The sequence below is a fragment of the Ruegeria sp. YTSC230 genome (assembly GCF_059609665.1).
Window position 1 is genome coordinate 1 of sequence record NZ_JBXWMC010000010.1, and the last position, 22,377, is coordinate 22,377.

17 protein-coding genes are annotated in these 22,377 nt (G+C 56.3%); 5 read left to right on the plus strand and 12 right to left on the minus strand.

The annotated features are described in order from the left end of the window. Positions 1 to 137: 137 nt before the first annotated feature. From fusA to rpsL, 3 genes are read right to left on the minus strand one after another with little or no spacing between them, the layout of a single operon-like run. Positions 138 to 2,255 (minus strand): elongation factor G, encoded by a 2,118-nt coding sequence (gene fusA, locus AC2FD9_RS18305; protein ID WP_058272477.1) that lies wholly within the window; start codon positions 2,253 to 2,255, stop codon positions 138 to 140. An 18-nt stretch (positions 2,256 to 2,273) separates the two neighbouring features. After that, positions 2,274 to 2,744, minus strand: coding sequence for a 30S ribosomal protein S7 (gene rpsG / locus AC2FD9_RS18310; protein ID WP_008756926.1), 471 nt, complete (start codon positions 2,742 to 2,744; stop codon positions 2,274 to 2,276). A 15-nt stretch (positions 2,745 to 2,759) separates the two neighbouring features. Beyond that, complete coding sequence (rpsL, locus tag AC2FD9_RS18315) at positions 2,760 to 3,131, minus strand: 30S ribosomal protein S12 (protein ID WP_005621086.1); 372 nt, start codon at positions 3,129 to 3,131, stop codon at positions 2,760 to 2,762. 385 nt (positions 3,132 to 3,516) lie between these two features. Between rpsL and AC2FD9_RS18320 the strand changes: the two genes are divergently transcribed. Continuing rightward, positions 3,517 to 4,323: a putative rhamnosyl transferase gene (locus tag AC2FD9_RS18320; protein ID WP_496838434.1), complete on the plus strand. Its 807-nt coding sequence runs from the start codon at positions 3,517 to 3,519 to the stop codon at positions 4,321 to 4,323. Here AC2FD9_RS18320 and AC2FD9_RS18325 read toward each other — a convergent pair. From AC2FD9_RS18325 to rplJ, 6 genes are all read right to left on the minus strand, one after another. Continuing rightward, positions 4,308 to 5,177 carry a DMT family transporter gene (locus AC2FD9_RS18325; RefSeq protein WP_496735731.1) on the minus strand — a complete coding sequence of 290 codons (870 nt, stop codon included), beginning with the start codon at positions 5,175 to 5,177 and terminating at the stop codon, positions 4,308 to 4,310. The genes AC2FD9_RS18320 and AC2FD9_RS18325 overlap by 16 nt on opposite strands. Before the next feature lie 87 nt (positions 5,178 to 5,264). Next, positions 5,265 to 5,774 (minus strand): macro domain-containing protein, encoded by a 510-nt coding sequence (locus tag AC2FD9_RS18330; protein WP_496838261.1) that lies wholly within the window; start codon positions 5,772 to 5,774, stop codon positions 5,265 to 5,267. A gap of 81 nt (positions 5,775 to 5,855) precedes the next feature. Continuing rightward, positions 5,856 to 10,097 (minus strand): DNA-directed RNA polymerase subunit beta', encoded by a 4,242-nt coding sequence (gene rpoC / locus AC2FD9_RS18335; RefSeq protein ID WP_282170437.1) that lies wholly within the window; start codon positions 10,095 to 10,097, stop codon positions 5,856 to 5,858. A 49-nt stretch (positions 10,098 to 10,146) separates the two neighbouring features. After that, on the minus strand, positions 10,147 to 14,280 hold the full coding sequence (gene rpoB / locus AC2FD9_RS18340; protein WP_496735725.1) for a DNA-directed RNA polymerase subunit beta: 4,134 nt from the start codon (positions 14,278 to 14,280) through the stop codon (positions 10,147 to 10,149). A 252-nt stretch (positions 14,281 to 14,532) separates the two neighbouring features. Beyond that, positions 14,533 to 14,907: a 50S ribosomal protein L7/L12 gene (rplL, locus tag AC2FD9_RS18345; RefSeq protein WP_037314964.1), complete on the minus strand. Its 375-nt coding sequence runs from the start codon at positions 14,905 to 14,907 to the stop codon at positions 14,533 to 14,535. A 79-nt stretch (positions 14,908 to 14,986) separates the two neighbouring features. After that, on the minus strand, positions 14,987 to 15,505 hold the full coding sequence (gene rplJ, locus AC2FD9_RS18350; RefSeq protein WP_058272482.1) for a 50S ribosomal protein L10: 519 nt from the start codon (positions 15,503 to 15,505) through the stop codon (positions 14,987 to 14,989). Positions 15,506 to 15,986: 481 nt separating this feature from the next. Between rplJ and AC2FD9_RS18355 the strand changes: the two genes are divergently transcribed. Then, entirely contained in the window at positions 15,987 to 16,961 is a 975-nt protein-coding gene (locus AC2FD9_RS18355; protein ID WP_496838264.1) for a phosphotransferase, read from the plus strand. 160 nt (positions 16,962 to 17,121) lie between these two features. After that, positions 17,122 to 18,162, plus strand: coding sequence for a Hint domain-containing protein (locus tag AC2FD9_RS18360; protein WP_496838266.1), 1,041 nt, complete (start codon positions 17,122 to 17,124; stop codon positions 18,160 to 18,162). A gap of 86 nt (positions 18,163 to 18,248) precedes the next feature. Here AC2FD9_RS18360 and AC2FD9_RS18365 read toward each other — a convergent pair whose 3' ends face one another. The 3 genes from AC2FD9_RS18365 to rplK all read right to left on the minus strand — a co-directional run bounded on the left by AC2FD9_RS18365 (position 18,249) and on the right by rplK (position 20,322). Next, positions 18,249 to 19,034, minus strand: a complete 786-nt coding sequence (locus AC2FD9_RS18365; protein ID WP_496838267.1) for a hypothetical protein — start codon at positions 19,032 to 19,034, stop codon at positions 18,249 to 18,251. 138 nt (positions 19,035 to 19,172) lie between these two features. Next, positions 19,173 to 19,871, minus strand: a complete 699-nt coding sequence (gene rplA, locus AC2FD9_RS18370) for a 50S ribosomal protein L1 (protein ID WP_058272485.1) — start codon at positions 19,869 to 19,871, stop codon at positions 19,173 to 19,175. Position 19,872: 1 nt separating this feature from the next. Then, positions 19,873 to 20,322 (minus strand): 50S ribosomal protein L11, encoded by a 450-nt coding sequence (gene rplK / locus AC2FD9_RS18375; RefSeq protein WP_037314971.1) that lies wholly within the window; start codon positions 20,320 to 20,322, stop codon positions 19,873 to 19,875. Between the two features lie 312 nt (positions 20,323 to 20,634). Here rplK and AC2FD9_RS18380 point away from each other — a divergent pair, with 312 nt between their 5' ends. Beyond that, positions 20,635 to 21,495, plus strand: coding sequence for a hypothetical protein (locus tag AC2FD9_RS18380; RefSeq protein WP_160116424.1), 861 nt, complete (start codon positions 20,635 to 20,637; stop codon positions 21,493 to 21,495). 26 nt (positions 21,496 to 21,521) lie between these two features. Next, positions 21,522 to 22,256, plus strand: coding sequence for a hypothetical protein (locus AC2FD9_RS18385; protein ID WP_496699296.1), 735 nt, complete (start codon positions 21,522 to 21,524; stop codon positions 22,254 to 22,256). The last annotated feature ends 121 nt before the right edge of the window (positions 22,257 to 22,377 follow it).

The following is a 22,377-nucleotide window of genomic DNA, read 5'->3' on the forward strand; positions in this document are numbered from 1 at the left end:
GTCTTGCCGTGGTCAACGTGGCCAATCGTGCCGATGTTGACGTGCGGCTTATTACGCTCAAACTTTTCCTTTGCCATGATGGCCTCCTTTTTCGGTAATGAAGGGAGCCCCTGAACAGAGCTCCCTCAAATCTTCGCTTATGCGTATTTCGCCTGGATCTCGTCCGAGATGTTCTGCGGAACCGGATCGTAGTGATCGAACTGCATGGTGAACTGGGCACGGCCCGACGACATCGAACGCAGAGTGTTGATGTAACCGAACATGTTGGCCAGCGGAACGAACGCGTCGATCGCGATGGCGTTGCCACGGTTTTCCTGACCGGAAACCTGACCCCGACGTGATGTCAGGTCGCCGATGATGCCGCCGGTGTATTCTTCCGGGGTGATCACTTCGACCTTCATGATCGGCTCAAGCAGTTTCGCACCGGCTTTGCGCATGCCTTCACGCATACCCATACGAGCCGCGATTTCAAACGCCAGAACCGAGGAGTCCACGTCGTGGTATTTACCTTCGATCAGGGCAACTTTGAAGTCGATCACGGGGAAGCCAGCCAGCGGGCCGCTATCCATGACGGATCTGATGCCTTTTTCGACACCCGGGATATATTCCTTGGGTACCGAACCACCAACAACGCGGGATTCGAACGAATAGCCTTCGCCCGGCTCTGTCGGCGAGATGATCATCTTCACCTCAGCGAACTGACCCGAACCACCCGACTGTTTCTTGTGGGTGTAAACGATCTCGGCTTCGTGACCGATGGTTTCGCGATAGGCCACCTGCGGCGCACCAATGTTCGCTTCAACCTTGAATTCACGCTTGAGACGGTCAATCAGGATGTCCAGGTGAAGTTCGCCCATGCCCTTCATGATGGTCTGACCAGATTCCAGGTCAGTTTCCACACGGAAGGACGGGTCTTCTGCGGCCAAACGGCCCAGACCCTGGCTCATTTTTTCCTGGTCAGCCTTGGTTTTCGGCTCAACCGCGATCTCGATCACCGGATCGGGAAAGGTCATGGTTTCCAGAACCACCGGATCACCGGTCGCACACAGAGTGTCGCCCGTGGTGGTGTCTTTCAGACCTGCCAGTGCGATAATGTCACCTGCGAATGCTTCCGTGATTTCCTCACGATCATTCGAGTGCATCATCATCATCCGGCCGATGCGCTCTTTCTTACCCTTGGTCGAGTTCAGAAGCGTGTCGCCTTTGGCCAGAGTACCCGAGTAGATGCGGGTAAAGGTCAGCGAGCCAACAAAGGGGTCGTTCATGATTTTGAACGCCAGGCCTGAGAACGCCATGTCATCATCCGCACGGCGGGCAATGTTACGGGTTTCTTCTTCGTCACCGGGTTTGAAGCCCATGTAATCGACAACGTCCAGCGGGCTGGGCAGATAGTCGATCACAGCATTCAACAGCGGCTGAACGCCTTTGTTCTTGAACGCCGAACCACCCAGAACCGGAACAAACGCGATTTCCAGGGTACCTTTGCGCAGCAGGGCGCGCAGGGTCGGAACGTCGGGCTCATTGCCTTCCAGGTATTCCATCATCGCGTCGTCGTCCATTTCGACGGCCGCTTCGACCATTTTACCGCGCCATTCGTCAGCCATGTCTTTCAGGCTGTCACGGATCGGTGCTTTGACCCAGCTTGCGCCCAGGTCTTCGCCCTGCCACAGCCATTCTTCCATGGTGACCAGGTCGATCAGGCCTTCCAGCTCGGTTTCTGCGCCGATCGGAATACCAACCGGAACAGCACGTGCGCCGGTACGGTCTTCGATCATTGCAACGCAGTTGAAGAAGTCCGCGCCGATCTTATCCATCTTGTTGACGAACACCATACGCGGAACCTTGTAGCGGTCAGCCTGACGCCACACGGTTTCGGTCTGGGGCTCAACACCGGCGTTTGCGTCCAGAACGCAAACGGCACCGTCGAGAACCGCCAGCGAACGCTCAACTTCAATGGTGAAGTCAACGTGGCCGGGGGTGTCGATGATGTTCAGGCGGTGCTTGGGCGAGTCAGCAGTTTCACCGTCTTCGGTGCGTTCCCAAAACGTGGTGGTCGCAGCCGAAGTAATGGTAATACCGCGCTCCTGCTCCTGCTCCATCCAGTCCATGGTGGCTGCACCATCGTGCACCTCACCGATGTTGTGGGATTTGCCGGTGTAATACAGGATGCGTTCCGAACAGGTCGTTTTACCTGCATCGATATGCGCCATAATACCGAAGTTACGGTAATGGTTGAGTGTATATTCGCGTGCCATTTTGATAAGCCTCTGGAATTACCAACGGTAGTGGCTGAAGGCTTTGTTCGCCTCGGCCATCTTGTGGGTGTCTTCGCGCTTTTTCACGGCAGTACCGCGGGACTGTACGGCGTCCAGCAGTTCGCCCGCAAGGCGCTCTTCCATGGTGTTTTCGTTACGGCCACGCGCAGCAGTGATCAGCCAGCGGATGGCCAGTGCTTCGCGGCGCTCAGGGCGCACTTCGACCGGAACCTGATAGGTTGCACCACCAACCCGGCGCGAGCGAACCTCGACCGACGGTTTGATATTGTCGAGCGCTTCGTGGAACACTTCGACAGGAGCGCGCTTGATCTTGCCTTCAACGCGGTCAAAAGCGTTGTAAACGATGCGCTCTGCGACCGACTTTTTGCCGTCGATCATCAGGTTGTTCATGAATTTGGTCAGTACCTTGTCGCCAAATTTGGCGTCAGGCAGGACTTCGCGTTTTTCGGCGGCGTGACGACGTGACATATCAGCCTCTCCTTCTTACTTGGGACGCTTCGCGCCGTATTTCGAACGACGTTGCTTACGGTCTTTGACGCCCTGGGTATCCAGAACACCACGCAGGATGTGGTAACGGACACCGGGAAGGTCTTTTACACGGCCGCCACGGATCAGAACAACCGAGTGTTCCTGCAGGTTGTGGCTTTCACCGGGGATGTACGAGATGACCTCGAACCCGTTGGTCAGGCGCACTTTGGCAACCTTACGCATAGCCGAGTTCGGCTTTTTCGGTGTGGTCGTATACACACGAGTACAGACGCCGCGTTTCTGCGGGCACTGCTCCAGGTGCATGGACTTCGAGCGTTTTACTTTGGGCTGACGCGGCTTGCGGATCAGCTGTTGAATAGTTGGCATTCCGGTTTCTTCCCCGTTTTGCAACACACATGACATGCACGCGCATTGCGTGCGGCTAAACTTGCTGCGTTCGTGCGTCCACAAGCGCAAAACCCGCGAGCGTTCCCATTCCGAGGTGAACGTCGCGGTTTGTTATCAGAGGGCGCGAACGATAAAAGTGTCCGGGCCTTGACCAGTTCATTACTGGAATCGGTTGTGGGGCGGCCCCCGGCACCGAGATGACGCGCGTATATGGGGAGTCGGCCCGAGTGTCAACAGCACATACCCGACAAGCCGATTGACGGCGTTTTACCAAGACTTAGCTGCAGCTTCCAGTGCTACTCGCCCGTTGCCGGCAATTGCGGATTTCTGCATAGTGGCCGCGAAACTTTTCGATGGACGAAACATGCAAGTCATTGGCCTGTGCCGCTTTTCCTACCCCGCGATCGGCGGTTATCAGGTGGAACACGAAACTGTCGAAGAGCGTCGTCAATACCTGTATGACCCAGAGCGGCTGGAAGAACGGTTTCGACTGTTCGAAACCACCACCCTACCCGGTTTTCGGGAACAGACAGACGAGGACTTTGAGCTGGTGGTGCTGATCGGTGAATGCCTTCCCAAAAAGTCCATGGACCGGCTGTATGATCTCACCTCGGGCATCAGGCAGATCCGCATCGTCAAGCGCACACCAGCCCGGCATCGCCCTGTCGTCAAAGAGGTTCTGCACAGCGCCCGCACCGACCCGGATCAGCCATGTCTCCAGTTCCGGCATGATGACGATGATGCCGTCTCGGTAGACTTTGTCGAACGTCTGCGCCTTGCGGCGATTGACGCCAAAGGACTGACCCGGAATAGCCGGACGGTCGGGCTGGATTTCAACAGCGGGTTTCTGGCGCGGTTTGGACCGGATGGCACTCAAGCCCTCCCGGTGTTCCGATCCCTTTTGGGCGTTGGGCTGGGGATGTATATTGCCGGCGGCTGCAAACACACGATCATGAGTTTCACGCACCATAAGATCGGTCGTTTCATGCCCGTGATCAGCTATCCCGACGCGCCCATGTGGGTACGTACGCTGAACACCTTCAACGACTCCCCCCATGCCCGCGCCAGCAAGACCGAGCTGTCCCCACTGACACCGGAACAAGAAGGCGAGTTCATTGCGCGATTTGCCATTGAACAGGACAGGGTGCGGCGGGCTCACTCGGCAGGTTGAGACTGACGTTCCCGGAACAGCGTGAAAAGCCCCGCACCCACGACCAGAACAGCGCCCAACATCGTGATCGTATCGGGCCAATCGCCAAAAATTACCCAACCCAGCCCCAAAGCCCAGATCAGGCTGGAATACCGGAACGGCGCGATAAAACCGACGTCGCCTTCGCGCATGACCATGACGCTGCAAAGATATCCGGTTAGAACAAAGACCGCAGCTGACGCCACCATTATGCCTGCGCCCGGCGCTACCGGCTCCCACCCTGTGACTGCAGTTGCGACCCCTGCGGCCACTGTAATGGAAACCGACGTCGCCAATGTAACCGTCAAGGACGGAACATGGGTGGACATACGCCTTGTAATCAGGTCGCGCGCGGTGACGGATGCCACGGCAATCAGAGCGTAGATCGCGTAAATACTGAACCCATCAGGCCCCGGCCGTACGATCAGCAACATTCCAGCAAATCCCATCCCGATCGCTAGAATGCGGCGCCAGCCGATATGTTCACCAAAGAACAAAACAGCCCCCAATGTCACCGTAAGTGGCAACGCCTGAAGAACGGCCGTTACATTTGCAAGCGGCATATGCAAAAGCGCTGTCAGAAAGAAGAATGTGGCCGACAACTCGGCCAGGCAGCGTGCAGCGACAAGCCACTTGTCGTGGCGCGGAAAGTTCAGGTGCAGTGCCCCAAGATGACGCGCCATCAGAAACACCAATAACGTCGCCAAGAATCCACGCATCGCAACCATCTGAAACAGCGGCAAGTCTGCCCCCGCAACTTTGATCAATGCGTCATTCACGGTAAAGGCGGCCATGCTGCCCATCATCAGCATAGCGCCCTTCACATTCGGGGTCATAGTCGCAGAATCCAATACTCAAAAGAAACACGGATCATTGGCCGTAAGTCCTTGTGAGATGTCAATATGCAACCACGGACCCGTCGGTCAGTCGGGCAAGATCACCAGAGTGTGGTCTATTCCGGCAAGGGCCGCGTCTATGCGCTGCGCAATCTCAACCCAATCGCCCCCAGCCAAACCTGCACCAATCATCGGATAGCCGATCCGCGATGCGGGAAACGCGCGTGCAATCTTCGAAAAACAACCCGAGATCGCGTCATATTCCACAAGCGGCACCGGCCCCTCCCAGTGAAACTGGGTATAGGCATTAACCACTACAAATTCGGTCGTGCCCCGCGTGATCTGAACCGAAGAAATCGTTCCGAGTTTTGAACGGGACCCAAGTTCCGTCTGCTTGTCGGCCTCAAGCGCATCAGGGAATTCCGCCGCAATCGCCCGTGCTATCCCGGCCCCCATCGCATGGAAGCAATTGCAACCGTGAATGATGACATCAAACTCACCATTCAGTGCAAGCTGTATCAAATCACCCTTGATTGTAGGCATCACGCATCCCTTGGTCAGTGGGTCGCTGTCTTCGAGACTATTCAGTTGTATCACGATTGGGCAAAAGCACACCAAGGGCAAAAGAAAAGGCCCCGCGAAATCGCAGGGCCTTTCCGTATTTCTATGATGAGAAAGTTACTCGCGGCTTTCCGGTGTTTCCACCAGAACGTCCAGCTCGTCACCGACCATGTCGTCATCCATGACCGGCGCAGCCAAGGCAGCGGCCGCTTCGGCCTCTTCCCGGCGAGCTTCGATCACGACGTTGTCGCGGCCTTGCGCAACCTGGCGCACGGCCTGAGTGGCCCCACCGGTACCGGCTGGGATCAGGCGACCAACGATGACGTTCTCTTTCAGGCCAACCAGTTTGTCCTTCTTGCCCTGAACCGAAGCTTCGGTCAGCACGCGGGTGGTTTCCTGGAACGACGCCGCCGAGATGAACGAACGTGTCTGCAACGAGGCTTTGGTGATCCCCAGAAGGATCGGTTCGCCCTGAGCCGGACGTCCGCCGCGGGCCAACGTCTTCTCATTGGCTGCGTCAAACTCCTGCTTGTCGACATGTTCGCCTTTCAGCAGGGTGGTGTCGCCTGAGTCCAGGATCTCCCACTTCTGCAGCATCTGACGCACGATGACTTCGATGTGCTTGTCGTTGATTTTCACGCCTTGCAGACGATAAACATCCTGCACCTCGTCGATCATGTAATCCGCCAGCGCTTCGACACCCATGATGGACAGGATGTCATGCGGAGCAGGGTTACCGTCCATCAGGTATTCACCCTTCTGGATGAAGTCCCCTTCGGCGACCGGGATGTGCTTGCCCTTGGGTACCATGTACTCGATGGTCTCCATGGACTCGTCAGCCGGCTCGATGCTGATGCGGCGCTTGTTCTTGTAGTCGCGGCCAAAGCGCACGTAACCATCGGCTTCTGCGATGATCGCGTGATCTTTCGGACGACGGGCTTCGAACAGTTCGGCCACACGTGGCAGACCACCGGTGATGTCCTTGGTCTTAGCGCCTTCACGCGGGATACGCGCAACGACTTCACCAGCCTCGATTTTTTCACCGTCTTCGATCGACAGGATCGCATCCACCGACATCGGATAGTGAACCGGGTTGCCCGCATCATTGCGGACCGGCTCGCCATCGTCACCAACCAGAATGATCTCGGGCTTCAGGTCGCTACCTTTGGGGGCGGCGCGCCAGTCGATCACGATCTTCTGGGTCATGCCGGTTGCATCGTCGGTCTCATCGCGGACAGCAATGCCCGAAACAAGGTCGACATACTTCGCGGTACCGGCTTTCTCGGCGATGATCGGCAGGGTGTAGGGATCCCACTCGTACAGCTTGTCGCCACGAGCCACCTTGGCGCCATCCTTGACGAACAGCTTAGAGCCATAGCCCAGCTTGTGGCTGGCACGTTCTTCACCGTGTTCGTCCTTGATCACCAGCTTCATGTTCCGGCCCATGACCAGGATTTCGCCTGCGGAATTGGCCAGAACCTGCGGGTTCTCGAACGAAACCACACCGTCTTGGCTGGCTTCTTGGAATGACTGCTGACCACCTTGGGCAACACCGCCGATGTGGAAGGTCCGCATCGTCAGCTGTGTACCAGGTTCACCGATGGACTGGGCGGCGATGATGCCGACAGCCTCACCCGTGTTGACCCGCGTACCACGTGCAAGGTCACGACCATAGCAGGTGGCACATACACCTTCCTCGGACTCACAAGTCAGAGGCGAGCGGATGCGCATCGAAGCAACACCGGCCTCGTCAATGGTGTCGGCCATGCGTTCATCGATCAGCTGACCCGCAGCGACCAGAACCTCTTCCGTACCCGGACGCAGAACGTCATCGGCAGAAACACGACCCAGCACACGTTCGGCCAGCGATGCAACAACCTCACCATCGTTGACCGCAGCTTCGGCGGTGATCGCACGTTCAGTACCACAGTCGATCTCACGAACGATGCAGTCCTGCGCCACGTCCACCAGACGACGGGTCAGGTAACCCGAGTTCGCCGTCTTCAGAGCGGTATCCGACAGACCCTTACGGGCACCGTGGGTCGAGTTGAAGTACTCGAGAACGGTCAGACCTTCTTTAAAGTTCGAGATGATCGGCGTCTCGATGATGTCACCGTTCGGCTTGGCCATCAGACCACGCATACCGCCCAGCTGTTTCATCTGAGTAACCGAGCCACGCGCACCCGAGTGGGCCATCATGTAGACCGAGTTTGGTTCTTGTTCGGAACCATCCTCTGCCCGATCCGAAGACGAGATCGTGCCCATCATAGCATCGGTGACGCGGTCGTTACACTTCGACCAGGCATCGACAACTTTGTTGTACTTTTCGCCCTGTGTGATCAGACCGTCCATGTACTGCTGTTCAAAGTCTTTTACCTGACTGCGGGTCTCATCAACGATGCCCCACTTGTCATCAGGGATGACCATGTCGTCCTTACCGAACGAGATGCCCGCCTTAAACGCTTCTTTGAAGCCCATCGACATGATCTGGTCACAGAAAATGACTGACTCTTTCTGACCGCAGTAGCGGTAGACGGTGTCGATCACCTGCTGCACTTCTTTCTTCCGCAGCAGACGGTTAACCAGCTCGAACGGGGCCTTGTTGTTCATCGGCAGCAAGGCACCCAGGCGCAGACGGCCCGGAGTTGTCTCGAAACGCTTCTGAACTTCGTTGCCTTCGTCGTCGATCTGCGTGATCCGCGCGGTGATCTTGGTGTGCAGGTGCACTTCGCCGGAATCCAGTGCGTGCTGAACTTCGTCGATCGAACCAAAGACCTTGCCTTCGCCCGGCATGCCTTCGCGTTCCAGCGTCACATAGTACAGACCCAGGATCATATCCTGCGACGGAACGATGATCGGCGCGCCGTTTGCAGGCGACAGAACGTTGTTCGTCGACATCATCAGAACACGGGCTTCCAGTTGCGCCTCAAGGCTGAGGGGCACGTGAACCGCCATCTGGTCACCGTCGAAGTCAGCGTTGAAGGCCGAGCAGACCAGCGGGTGCAGCTGAATCGCCTTACCTTCGATCAGAACCGGCTCAAACGCCTGAATGCCCAAACGGTGCAGTGTCGGCGCACGGTTCAGCATGACAGGGTGTTCGCGGATCACCTCGTCGAGGATATCCCACACTTCGGGACGCTCTTTCTCGACCAGTTTCTTCGCCTGCTTCACGGTCGAAGACAGACCCTTGGCTTCAAGGCGCGAGTAGATGAACGGCTTGAACAGCTCCAGCGCCATCTTCTTAGGCAGACCACACTGGTGCAGCTTGAGTTCCGGACCGGTCACGATGACCGAACGGCCCGAAAAGTCGACGCGCTTACCCAGAAGGTTCTGACGGAAGCGACCCTGCTTACCCTTCAGCATGTCCGACAGCGATTTCAGCGGACGCTTGTTGGCGCCGGTGATCACGCGGCCACGACGGCCGTTGTCGAACAGAGCGTCCACGGATTCCTGCAACATCCGCTTTTCGTTGCGGACGATGATGTCAGGTGCGCGCAGTTCGATCAGACGCTTCAGACGGTTGTTCCGGTTGATGACGCGGCGATACAGATCGTTCAGATCCGAAGTCGCGAAACGGCCACCATCCAGCGGAACCAGCGGACGCAGTTCCGGCGGAATGACCGGGATCACGGTCATCACCATCCACTCAGGCCGGTTGCCCGACTCGAGGAAGGATTCAACAACCTTCAGGCGTTTGATGATCTTCTTGGGCTTCAGTTCACCGGTTGCTTCGGCCAGATCAGCGCGCAGCTGCTCGGCTTCGGCTTCCAGATCGATCTGGGCCAACATCTCACGGATAGCTTCGGCACCGATGTTCGCGGTGAACGCGTCCATGCCATAGGCATCCTGCGCGTCCATGTACTCTTCTTCGGTCAGCATCTGGCCATAAGACAGGTCGGTCAGACCGGGCTCGATAACGACATAGTTTTCAAAGTACAGAACACGTTCCAGATCGCGCAGCGTCATGTCCAGCATCAGACCGATGCGGGACGGCAGCGATTTCAGGAACCAGATATGCGCAACGGGTGCTGCCAGTTCGATGTGGCCCATACGCTCGCGGCGGACTTTCTGCAGGGTGACTTCCACACCGCATTTCTCGCAGACAACGCCGCGATACTTCATCCGCTTGTATTTGCCGCAAAGACATTCGTAATCTTTGATCGGGCCAAAGATACGTGCGCAGAACAGACCGTCACGCTCGGGCTTGAACGTCCGGTAGTTGATGGTTTCGGGTTTCTTGATCTCGCCATAGGACCAAGACAGAATCCGCTCGGGCGACGCCAGGGAGACTTTGATCTCGTCAAAGACTTTCGGCGGCGTCAGCGGGTTGAACGGGTTATTGGTGATTTCCTGGTTCATTTTGCGTCCTTACAAATTGGGATGGGATGAGTTTGGGGCGTTGCCGCCCCTACTCTTCCTCCGCATCCAGGAGTTCCATATTCAGGCCGAGGCCACGGACTTCTTTAACCAGAACGTTGAACGATTCCGGCACGCCCGCTTCAAAGTTATCCTCGCCCTTGACGATCGACTCATAGACCTTGGTCCGGCCGGCGACGTCATCCGATTTCACGGTGAGCATCTCCTGCAGGGTGTAGGCGGCGCCGTAAGCTTCCAGAGCCCAGACTTCCATCTCACCAAAGCGCTGACCACCAAACTGCGCCTTACCACCCAGCGGCTGCTGGGTAACCAGGCTGTACGGCCCGGTTGAACGCGCGTGGATTTTGTCATCCACAAGGTGGTGCAGTTTCAGCAGGTACTTGATGCCAACGGTCACAGGACGCGCAAATTGCTCACCCGTACGACCGTCGAACAGAACCGACTGACCGCTTTCCGAGAAGCCCGCACGCACCAGCGCGTCGTTGACGTCAGCCTCTTTGGCTCCGTCAAAGACGGGGGTCGCGATCGGAACACCGCGGGTCACGTTGCCCGCCGCCTCGATCAGATGACCTTCGTCCATGCCGGCAATGCCTTCTTCATAGACATTCTCGCCATAGGCCAGCTTCATCGCTTCGCGAACCGGGGTCAGGTCGCCAGAACGGCGGTATTCACCCAGTGCTTCGTCGATGTTCAGACCCAGACCGCGTGCGGCCCAACCCATGTGGGTTTCAAGGATCTGTCCAACGTTCATACGCGAAGGCACGCCCAGTGGGTTCAGACAGAAGTCAACCGGAGTACCATCAGCCAGGAACGGCATGTCTTCCATCGGAACAACCTTGGAGATCACACCTTTGTTTCCGTGACGACCGGCCATCTTGTCGCCCGGCTGCAGCTTACGCTTCACGGCGATGAAGACTTTAACCATCTTCATCACACCCGGCGGCAGGTCGTCACCACGACGGACTTTCTCGACCTTGTCTTCGAAACGGGCATCCAGAGCGCGCTTGAGCACTTCGTATTGCTCGTTCAGAGCCTCTACGATCTGGGCGTCCTTCTCGTCTTCCAACGCCAGCTGCCACCACTGACCACGGGTCAACATGTCCAGCAGTTCCTCGGTGATCACCGATCCTGCCTTGACACCTTTCGGGCCTTTGACAGCGGTCTTACCCAGGATCAGACCTTGCAGACGCGCATAAATGTTGCGGTCAAGGATCGCCAACTCGTCGTCCCGGTCACGGGCCAGACGTTCGACTTCCTCACGCTCGATCTGCAGCGCACGCTCGTCTTTTTCCACACCGTGACGGTTGAAGACGCGGACTTCCACGACCGTACCGTAATCACCCGGCTTCACGCGCAACGAGGTATCGCGCACGTCAGATGCTTTTTCACCAAAGATGGCGCGCAGCAGCTTTTCTTCCGGGGTCATCGGGCTTTCGCCCTTCGGAGTGATCTTGCCGACCAGAATATCGCCCGGCTCAACATCCGCGCCGATGTAAACGATGCCAGCCTCGTCGAGGTTGCGCAGCGCTTCTTCACCGACGTTCGGGATGTCGCGGGTGATCTCTTCCGGACCCAGCTTCGTGTCACGGGCGGCGACTTCGAATTCCTCGATATGGACCGAGGTAAAGACGTCATCACGCGCGATACGTTCGCTGATCAGGATCGAGTCTTCGTAGTTGTAGCCATTCCAAGGCATGAACGCGACGACCACGTTCTTACCCAGTGCCAGTTCACCGATATCGGTGGACGGACCATCAGCGACAACCTCGCCTTTCGTGACAGTGTCACCCACTTTCACCAGCGGACGCTGGTTGATGCAGGTGTTCTGGTTCGAACGTTGGAATTTGCGCAGACGGTAGATGTCCACACCCGCGTCGCCCAGTTCCAGATCTTCGGTAGCACGAATAACGATACGCTGGGCATCGACCTGGTCGATGATACCGGCACGTTTCGCCTGAATCGCAGCACCCGAGTCGATCGCAACCTTTTCCTCGATACCGGTGCCGACCAGCGGCGCCTCGGCCCGCAGCAGCGGAACCGCCTGACGTTGCATGTTCGAACCCATCAAGGCCCGGTTGGCGTCGTCATTTTCAAGGAATGGAATCAGCGACGCGGCGACCGATACCAACTGTTTCGGGCTGACGTCGATCAGGTCCACATTCTCGCGCGGGGCCAGAGTGTAGTCGCCCGACTGACGGGTCGACACCAGATCGTTGATGAACTTGCCATCCGCATCCAGCGTCGCGTTCGCCTGCGCCACTGTGTGACGCATTTCCTCAGTCGCGGACATGTAGTGAACCTCATCGGTCACCTCGGCGTCTTTGACGACGCGGTACGGTGTTTCGATGAAGCCATACTTGTTCACGCGGGCGAAGGTGGCCAGCGAGTTGATCAGACCGATGTTCGGACCTTCCGGCGTCTCAATCGGGCACATCCGGCCATAGTGGGTCGGGTGAACGTCGCGCACCTCAAAGCCCGCACGCTCACGTGTCAGACCACCGGGGCCAAGCGCCGAGAGACGGCGTTTGTGAGTGACTTCCGACAGCGGGTTGGTCTGGTCCATGAACTGCGACAGCTGCGACGAGCCGAAGAATTCACGAACAGCAGCAGCTGCCGGTTTCGCATTGATCAGGTCCTGCGGCATGACGGTGTCGATCTCGACCGACGACATACGCTCTTTGATCGCGCGCTCCATGCGCAGCAGGCCAACGCGGTACTGGTTTTCCATCAGTTCGCCGACCGAACGGACACGACGGTTACCAAGGTGGTCGATATCGTCGATGTCACCTTTGCCGTCGCGCAGCTCCACCAACGCCTTGATGCAGGCCACGATGTCTTCGCGGCGCAGGGTGCGCAGTGTATCCGGCGCATCCAGAGCCAGACGCATGTTCATCTTCACGCGGCCAACGGCGGACAGGTCATAACGTTCGCTGTCGAAGAACAGCGTGTCGAACAGTGCCGAGGCCGCTTCGACGGTGGGCGGTTCACCTGGACGCATAACACGGTAGATATCCATCAGCGCGGTGTCCCGGCCCATGTTTTTATCTGCTGCCATGGTGTTGCGCATGTACGGACCGACGTTGATGTTGTCGATGTCCAGAACCGGAATCTCGGTGACGCCGGCATCGATCAGCTCTTTGACAGTGCCGCCGATCAGATCGCCGTCCTTGTCATATTCAAGCGTCAGCTCATCACCGGCTTCGACGTAGATCGCACCGGTTTCTTCATTGATGACGTCTTTGGCGACGAATTTGCCAACGATATGATCGAATGGAACAAGCAGGTTGGTGACAGTGCCTTCGTCGATCAGTTTCTTGACAGCGCGCGGTGTGACCTTTTTGCCTGCTTCAGCAATCACTTCACCCGATTTCGCATCAATCAGATCATAAGTCGGACGGGTACCGCGCACACGTTCCGGGAAGAACGGAGCGATCCAACCCTTCTTCTTGTCCAGCTTGTAGGACACGGTGTTGTAGTACGCGTCCATGATCGCTTCCTGATCCAGACCCAGCGCATAAAGCAGGGTCGTCACAGGCAGTTTGCGGCGACGGTCGATACGGGCGAACACGATGTCCTTGGCGTCGAACTCAAAGTCCAGCCAGCTGCCGCGATACGGGATGATGCGGCAAGCAAAGAGCAGTTTACCCGAAGAGTGGGTCTTGCCCTTGTCGTGGTCAAAGAACACGCCGGGCGAACGGTGCATCTGGGACACGATCACACGCTCGGTGCCGTTCACGATGAACGTACCATTGGGCGTCATCAGGGGCATGTCGCCCATGAATACGTCCTGTTCTTTAATGTCTTTGACGGATTTGGCGCCGGTGTCCTCATCGACATCGAACACGATCAGACGCAGAGTGACCTTCAGCGGCGCGCTGTAGGTCATGTCGCGCTGCATGCACTCTTCGACGTCATATTTAGGTTTTTCCAGATCGTATTTCACGAACTCCAGAACGGAGGTTTCGTTGAAATCCTTGATCGGGAAGACCGATTGGAACACGCCTTTGATGCCTTCGCCGTCTGTGGGCACATCTGCATCGCCGGAGCGCAGGAATAGATCATAAGAGGATTTCTGGACCTCAATGAGGTTCGGCATCTCCAGCACTTCGCGGATTTTGCCGTAATATTTACGAAGACGTTTCTGGCCAAGGAACGTTTGAGCCATGTCAGATGTCACCTTTCGATGTTCTCAGCGGACAAAGACACCGTCGGGCCCCGGTGCCTTGCACATTAGAGACGACACGTCCGGATCAATTCGTGGCCACCGTCCCGAATGGCAGCCTCCCGATCCGCGAACCGCGTCTTAGAAAACGCCCCATTTATCAGAGGCCCTTTCTAAGACAGGTTCGGCTGGACCCGGAATTTTCCGGATCCAGCCAAATTTTCCGGTGCATCAGCGATGCACCTGTCGAATGGCTTAGGCCAGCTCGACTTCGGCGCCAGCTGCTTCCAGCTTGCCTTTGACTTCTTCGGCTTCGTCTTTCGACACGCCTTCTTTGATCTTGCCGCCAGCTTCGACCAGTTCTTTGGCTTCTTTCAGGCCCAGACCGGTGATGCCGCGAACTTCTTTGATCACGTTGATTTTCGAAGCGCCGGCGTTTTTCAGAACGACGTCGAATTCGGTTTTTTCTTCCTCAGCTGCGCCACCGGCGTCGCCACCGGCTGCCATGACAACTGCGCCGCCTGCTGCGGGCTCGATGCCATATTCGTCTTTGAGGATGGTTTTCAGTTCTTGTGCTTCCAGCAGGGTCAGACCCACGATGCTTTCTGCGAGTGCTTTCAGATCAGCCATTTTATCAGCTCTTTCCGTTTACAGTGTGTGTTCCAACGTCAGGGTAGTTACCCTACGCAGATCATTCAGTGCCAACCGCTTACGCAGCTTCCGCCTTCTCTTCGATGGTGGAAAGGATGCTTGCGATGTTGCTTGCAGGTGCGCCAATTGCGCCAGCGATGTTCGAAGCAGGTGCGCCAAGCATGCCCGCGATAGTAGCAATAAGCTCCTCGCGCGAAGGCATTTTCGACACGGCTTCGACGCCGGCACGATCCAGAGCGTTCTCACCCATTGCACCGCCAAGAATTTCGAACTTTTGGTTCTCTTTGGCGTAGTCCTGGGCCACTTTGGCTGCTGCCACAGGGTCCTCGGAATAGGTCAGAACGGTCATACCCGTCAGCAGGTCGGCAATGCTTTCACATGGCTTTCCGTCGAGGGCGATTTTGGCGAGCCTGTTCTTGGCAACACGCACGGAGCCACCCGCGTCACGAGCACGTGCGCGAAGGTCCTGCATCTCGGCAACTGTCAGACCGGCGTAGTGCGAAACCACTACGACGCCAGAGCTTTCGAAGATTTGGCCGAGTTCCTCGACCACTTTCTCTTTCTGGGCTCTATCCACAGTTCTCTCCAAGTTTGGGGCGATATCTCACCCCGGCTCATATTAGCCGCAGCTTTCGCTTCGGCGTTCAGGTCCGTTGTTACGGGATTGGCCAAAATGCGCCCGAGGGTTGGACCCCCCAGAATTCTTTGGTCTTACCCGTCTCAGGCAGGGAATTAAGGGGCCATATGGCACCACCCACCGTCTTGGACGAAACAAAATAAAGCGCACGACGAATCGCACGCTTTACTTCGTAGCCCTACTTAGGGCAGATGGGGCCGGTTTCCAAGGGGTAAATTGCGGTTTCCGCAGGTTCGCAACAGCATCTGTCGAAAACGATCTCCACCCCGCTCGGGGCCTAGCCTACACATGGGCGCGGATTTGCGGAATTCAACGCGCAAACGCCAAATCAAGCAGGTCCAAGCATCGACTTTCCGTTGACACGGACATCGCACTGTTATCCTGTCCGGGGACTGGACAATAACACTCAGGACTTGGCTCGTTGGCTGGAACGCTGCCCCTTTCAGACGAAGAAGATGCCCGCGTCGCCTGGTATATCGACGAGTTTTCAAACCAGTTCCTGAAAGAACCCATCCGCCGCTATGAATGCATCTACCGATCGCATGCGTTCGACGACACGCGATCCGTCGTGATACTGCATACCGCAGCGCAGGCTTTCGCCCTTAAGATCGATACGCAATCGCCAGACACCGGGCGATTGCGGAACGAATATGACCTGCTCGTCGAACTGTACCGATTTTTTGAGGGCAATGAGACGTCGCGCGTTGTCCGGCCCGTTTACCTCTCGCCAGGTGGTGCTTTTCTGGTCACCGAATACATCAATCGGCCAACTGCCGTTGATCTGATCTATAACAGCAAAGACGATGATCAGGTCGCCCAGGTGTACCGCCGCGCCGGGTCGTGGCTGAACGATCTTCACAGTCGCAACCCGCCTGTTCGTTACGCCTTTCGCCCCAGGTGGATGACAGACAGCCTGAAAGAGCTGATGACGGCCGTTCCCAACAAAATTGCGAACCAAAGCCGGACGATGGTGAACCTGATGCTGTCCGAAGGGACCCGCCTGAAGGGCACCGAGGACCTGCGCGTGTTTTCACATGGCGATTATCACGGGCAGAACCTGATAGTGGGACAGGGGAAAACGATTGGTCTGGATTTCACCGAAGCCCGAGACAAGCTAGCGGTCTACGATATCGTCGATTTTCTAAAAGCGGATATTTTTCGGAATGGCGGCGCATTCGGTGTCGACCGAAGCGGTATCCTTAAAAGAAACAAAGACATGTTCTTTCGCCTTTACCGACATCCTGTCAATGTTGAAATCCTGGATTATTGTCTCCGCGGACGGCTATTGAAAGACTGGTTGGCCTTGTGGCGAAACGACCACGAATGCAGCGAATTCGAAAGAGACAAGCGGCAAAGACTGGGCGATCGCCTACAGGTCGCGTTCCAGCACCGTTGAGCTGGATGGATGGTCAGCGTAAATGACGAGATTGTGAGCGACATCGCGCAAATCTTAGTTGACCGAACTATCCCAAGAAACGTTATCCCAAACCATAACCCACGCGGCGTTTGTCAGTTTAGGCCGACAAAATCCGCCACACAGAAGGTAAGTCGCTTACATGGTTCTCCGCAGTTTTTTTGCTCAGGACAGCTCCAGCCTGGTCGCTACTTTTGTCCCGGATACAGCTGACGCGAACGATATCGTGGTCGGAGGCTCGATCATCAACAATTCGGACACACCGGATGGCACCATCTTTACCTACTCGGGCGGCACCGGCACCACCATGACACTGGATGACACTGCTGGCAGCCCTGACGTTTTCGACGATGACCTGCCAGCTGGCCACGTCATCACGAATGGTGGCGGCATAGTGACAAACGGCATGCAGGTAGAATCTGAGTCAATTATCACGGTGCGAGCCCTGGATGACGATCTCAACCCGACCGGGCCAGAAATCACCATCTATGTGTTTTCCCAAGGCGGCGTGACGCAGGACGTTTGGGGCTATGCTACATCTGCCCCGCTAGATACCGGAACGTCGTATGTCAAAACCGGTGGTTCAAATGCCGGGTCGTCGGCTTATGCTGACTATGTTACCTGCTTTGGGCCGGGAACCCTTATCGAAACTGCCGACGGTATCGTTGACGTTCAAGACCTCACAAAAGGTCAACGCGTCTGGACACGGGACAGCGGATTTCAACCGATCCTCTGGATCGGAACGACCGGGGTTCATGGTCATGGGTCATTTGCTCCGGTGGTGATCGAGGCCGGCGCTATCGGGAACACGAAAGAGCTGGTGGTTTCGCAACAGCATCGAATTCTGATCGGCTCACCTGCCACTGACATGCTTTTTGGATCATCCGAAGTGTTCGTGGCCGCCAAGCACCTGTGTGGCCTGCCGGGGGTTTCGATCCGCCCGACGGATCGCATTACCTACACCCACTTCATGTTCGACCGACACCACATTGTCCGGTCCAACGGCGCGCTGACAGAAAGCTACTATTTCGGCGAAAATGCAAAATACGCGCTGTCGTCCCCGCAACGGTCGGAAATTCTGGCGCTGTTCCCTTCGGCCGAGGATGTTAGCGATGCGTTTCGACACACCGCAGTCCCAACAATTAGCGCTCGTGAGGCGGGTGTATTGCGTGCATACATCTGACCCGACCTCGCCGGGTCAGATGCAATCTAGATTACCCCACATAACAAACGAAACAACTGGAATAGGGGGGGTGTACCTCTATCGATCTACGATTCCTCTCCTCTCAACTCTTCCGCAGTTGTTCTTACTGTGTGATCCAATTCAAACTTGGCATCCAAGTGCTCCAGCACATATTTTTTGAAATCCTGAATCGTGCTGTCGTCATCGAGTTGCCGCAGGGCTTGTAAAAAAATACTGACCACTCCACCGTCATGTTCGCTCGCACGCTCCACATCGGCAAAACGCTTGTGCACGATTTCCGGAAGTTCAATCAAAGATGCATTCACCAGTTTGCCGCGTTGCCAATCCTCGCGCGCAATTTTCTCTTCAGCTCGCCGATTACCGTCTTGTCGCGCCATGACGCGAAGATGCCCTCCTGGGCGTTCACGCATTAGCTCCATGACATTCTGCTGTCTCGAACGAACGGCCTCCTGCCCCCCTTCCTTCTCGATGTAGTCCTTCAGCGCGTTGACGGCCCATGATGGGCATTTCCTGCTGCTGGCGCGCTGTGGGTCTGCCAACCACGATTGCAACGTCCTGTTCGTCACCTTGCGAGAAGTTTCGCCCTCCAAAACAAGCTCCACAAACGAACAGTTTCCGGCGAATGTACCATTTACAAGCCGCTGCATCTCCGAACGGTTTCTTTCTTCGTCAATCGTCTGCCGGAGGTCATCAAAAATCCCGTTAATCCGCTGCTCATCAAGATTTTTCTCGGCTCCGTCCGCAATCTCAAATGATACACCAGTGCCTTGCGCCTCATAATTAATGCCTATAACCACACCTGTTTCGCAGTGTGTAGCTTGGGCATTGAAATACCGGTAATCGAATTTCATCGTATTTTGCTCCAAATATGTGCGCACATTGTGCGCACATATTTGGAGCACATGGCTTCTCATATCAAGACCATTGACAAAAAAATCCCGGGAGGTTCGCACCGCCCGGGACCAAATCTTCTCGCAGAACGTTTAGGCTTATTCGCCCGAAGCGGCGGCCACATCCAAAGTCACGCCAGGGCCCATTGTCGAGCTCAGCGCGATTTTCTTCATGTAGGTGCCTTTGGCACCTGTCGGTTTGGCCTTGGCCACGGCCGAGATAAAGGCGCGGACGTTTTCGACCAGCTTGGCTTCGTCGAAGGACGCTTTGCCAACACCGGCGTGCACAACGCCGCCTTTTTCTGCCTTGAACTGAACTTCACCACCCTTGGCTGCTTCCACGGCCGCTTTCACGTCCATGGTCACGGTGCCAACTTTGGGGTTCGGCATCAGGTTGCGGGGGCCCAGAACTTTGCCCAGACGACCGACGATCGGCATCATGTCCGGGGTGGCAATGCAGCGATCGAATTCGATGGTGCCGCCCTGAATGGTTTCCATCAGGTCCTCTGCGCCAATGATATCCGCACCTGCTTCTTTCGCTTCGTCAGCCTTGGGGCCACGAGCGAACACAGCAACGCGCATGGTTTTACCGGTGCCATTTGGCAGGCCGACAACACCACGAACCATCTGGTCCGCGTGACGGGTGTCAACACCCAGGTTCAGCGCGATCTCGATGGTTTCGTCGAATTTCGAGGTTGCATTGGCTTTGACCAGGGCAACTGCTTCGTCAACCGACAGGTTTTCCTTGCCAGCGACAGCTTCGCGCGCGGCGCGCGTACGTTTACCGAGTTTTGCCATCTTACTTCACCTCGATGCCCATAGAGCGGGCCGAGCCCAGGATGATCTGCATTGCGCCTTCGACGTCGTTGGCGTTCAGATCTTTCATTTTGGCTTCGGCGATTTCGCGAACCTGCTTCGAGGTCACGGTTGCCACGGTCTCACGACCTGGGTTTTCCGCGCCACGGGGACGGTTACGCTTGCCAACCGGCTTCAGACCAGCCGCTTTTTTCAGGTAGTAAGACGCGGGCGGCGTCTTGATGTCCATGGTGAAGGACTTGTCCTGATAATAGGTAATCACGGTCGGGCAAGGAGCGCCTTGCTCCATGTCTGCGGTCTTGGCGTTGAACGCCTTGCAGAATTCCATGATGTTGATGCCGCGCTGACCCAGCGCCGGACCAACTGGCGGCGACGGGTTCGCCTGACCTGCAGGAACCTGCAGTTTCATTGTACCAGCAAGCTTCTTGGCCATTTGGTTTTCCTTTCAACGTAGGCAAGACGCGTCCCACCCGGTTTATGTTGCGTGGTCCGATCCGGGATCGCGATCCCAGCAACCTCCCACGAGAGAATCTCGCCCGAAGACGATAGAGGCGGCATTTATAGGGGAATGGTGGGGTTGGCAAGTAGCTCGCGCCTTATTTCCAAAAGGCGCGTTTGTGTCCTGGACGAGCCCCTATGACAGTTGAAAACAGCAAAACAAAATAAATAAATTGAATACATAAGTTGCTTAAGAAACGCAGGCGGGTATCTTGGTACGGCTTGGACACAGAAGAGGTGGTCAGGGATGGCATCATCTCGACTGAACAAGGGGCTATTGGTCTGCATTCTTTCTGCTATGCTGCCGGGCTGCGGTAGCAAAGCGCAGGATCAGGGTACAGAGCCGAAGGCGGTCACCCAAACCGACGGGTCCAACAGTTCTTCTTCATACTCTTCGGCGGGAATTGATCCCGCCACCTATGCCGGTCAGTTTCAGATCAAATTGACTAAAGAAGTCCCGCTGCGTGAAATTCCGGTTCCGTTCACTGTCTATGGTGGCCTCGAAGAAGCCAGCCCAACCCGTTTGCAACTGCGCGCATTCATGGATTTGCGCGGATTGCAGGAAAAAGCGCCTCAAATACTGACCGGTCCTTTGGAAGAAAGCTGCAAACGCCAGATCTATCTTGAGGTTCGCGACGTCACCGCCATAGACGACACCATAAAGATCGAGGGTTCAGCCCGTGCACAGTTTACGAGATGTAACCGCCATGAAGAACCGGGCTTTCGGTATTTTGGGGCCACGGTAGACGCGGTCGCGGTCGCCAAGGCCGAGGTGAAGGGCCAATGCCTGGCTTTCAGTATCGAAGGCGTCGATCTAAACCCGCGCGGTTTTATTGGCGCTGTCTCCAATCTTTTCGGACTGACCAACCGCATCAACGAAGCCGTCCTCGAAAAAGGCGGGGAATTTTTGGCTGCGCACCCGGTCTGCCCGCCATTGCCCCCTGAGTTCACACTACTCGACCCGATTTACGAGTCCGGAGGCACTCGGGAAATTGCGCCTGGCGGGATGGGTGCTGCCATTGTCGGATCTGCCGATGTCAGCGCTGAGACAATTGTCGAAGTCCTTGGAGGACTTAAGGAGCTTGGCGTATTGGAGTTTGCTGAATGAGACTTTGGTTAATTTTTCCAGTCTTAATGGCAGTTGTTCTGGGAGCCCGAGCACCCAACGCGCAACAGGTAGATTTTGTCATCGACGCAACGCTGCCAGTTCGTGATACGGAATTGCCATATACGCTTGACCTGAACCTCTCCGCTGTTGCCCCTACCCGGATCGGGGTGGGTGCTCTTCTTGATCTGCGCGAAGTACAGAAAACTGTACCTGATCGACTGGCTGAAAACGCGATAGTCGACAATTGCGGCCTGCAAGTCCGACTGGATGAATTCAGCTTTAAAGCCCAAGACGACGCGATAGATCTGGATGGGCAAGTGACCATCACGATCTTTGAATGCAGCCGAACCAGTGAGCGCGACTTTCAGCGGGGTGAACAAAAAAATGCTGTCCACGCAAACATGTCCACTGAAGCGACCGTAAAATTGCGGGACAACTGTGCCTATTTTGAACTTATCGACCTCGTACTCACGGCTCCCGAAGCGCAGCGCGAAAAACTCCTTGAGGACGATACTCTCGAGTCCGTCAAGAAGCTGATGCTGGCCGCCGTAGACCTTGTTTTGAACGAAACCCCTTTGTGTCCGGTCCTGCCGGCAGAGCTCGCGTCTCTTGATCCGGTTTATGACACTGGCGGCCCGCGAGAGATCGGAGAGGGGGGACTTGGTGTATTCTTGGACGGCTCGGTGGATGTCAGCCCGTCGACAATTCTGGACATCCTAACAGTTCTACAACAACAAGAACTAATTCCCGGTCCGCCCTAGCTGCAAAGCTCTTTCATTCCGGTCGGTATCTTCTGCCTTTCGTCCGCGAACCTAAATAGCTGATGCCACAAAAGCAAAAACGCCGCGTTGCTCCAAGCATCGCGGCGCTCCAAAATTCGCT

Coding starts and splice junctions, on each gene's coding strand:
- AC2FD9_RS18365 (WP_496838267.1), bottom strand. CDS start 19,034: ATGAAATTCGATTACCGGTATTTCAATGCCCAAGCTACACACTGCGAA.
- fusA (WP_058272477.1), bottom strand. CDS start 2,255: ATGGCACGCGAATATACACTCAACCATTACCGTAACTTCGGTATTATG.
- rplA (WP_058272485.1), bottom strand. CDS start 19,871: ATGGCAAAACTCGGTAAACGTACGCGCGCCGCGCGCGAAGCTGTCGCT.
- AC2FD9_RS18320 (WP_496838434.1), top strand. CDS start 3,517: ATGCAAGTCATTGGCCTGTGCCGCTTTTCCTACCCCGCGATCGGCGGT.
- rplL (WP_037314964.1), bottom strand. CDS start 14,907: ATGGCTGATCTGAAAGCACTCGCAGAAAGCATCGTGGGTCTGACCCTG.
- rpoC (WP_282170437.1), bottom strand. CDS start 10,097: ATGAACCAGGAAATCACCAATAACCCGTTCAACCCGCTGACGCCGCCG.
- rpoB (WP_496735725.1), bottom strand. CDS start 14,280: ATGGCTCAAACGTTCCTTGGCCAGAAACGTCTTCGTAAATATTACGGC.
- AC2FD9_RS18360 (WP_496838266.1), top strand. CDS start 17,122: ATGGTTCTCCGCAGTTTTTTTGCTCAGGACAGCTCCAGCCTGGTCGCT.
- AC2FD9_RS18380 (WP_160116424.1), top strand. CDS start 20,635: ATGGCATCATCTCGACTGAACAAGGGGCTATTGGTCTGCATTCTTTCT.
- rplK (WP_037314971.1), bottom strand. CDS start 20,322: ATGGCCAAGAAGCTTGCTGGTACAATGAAACTGCAGGTTCCTGCAGGT.
- rpsG (WP_008756926.1), bottom strand. CDS start 2,744: ATGTCACGTCGTCACGCCGCCGAAAAACGCGAAGTCCTGCCTGACGCC.
- AC2FD9_RS18385 (WP_496699296.1), top strand. CDS start 21,522: ATGGCAGTTGTTCTGGGAGCCCGAGCACCCAACGCGCAACAGGTAGAT.
- rpsL (WP_005621086.1), bottom strand. CDS start 3,131: ATGCCAACTATTCAACAGCTGATCCGCAAGCCGCGTCAGCCCAAAGTA.
- AC2FD9_RS18325 (WP_496735731.1), bottom strand. CDS start 5,177: ATGACCCCGAATGTGAAGGGCGCTATGCTGATGATGGGCAGCATGGCC.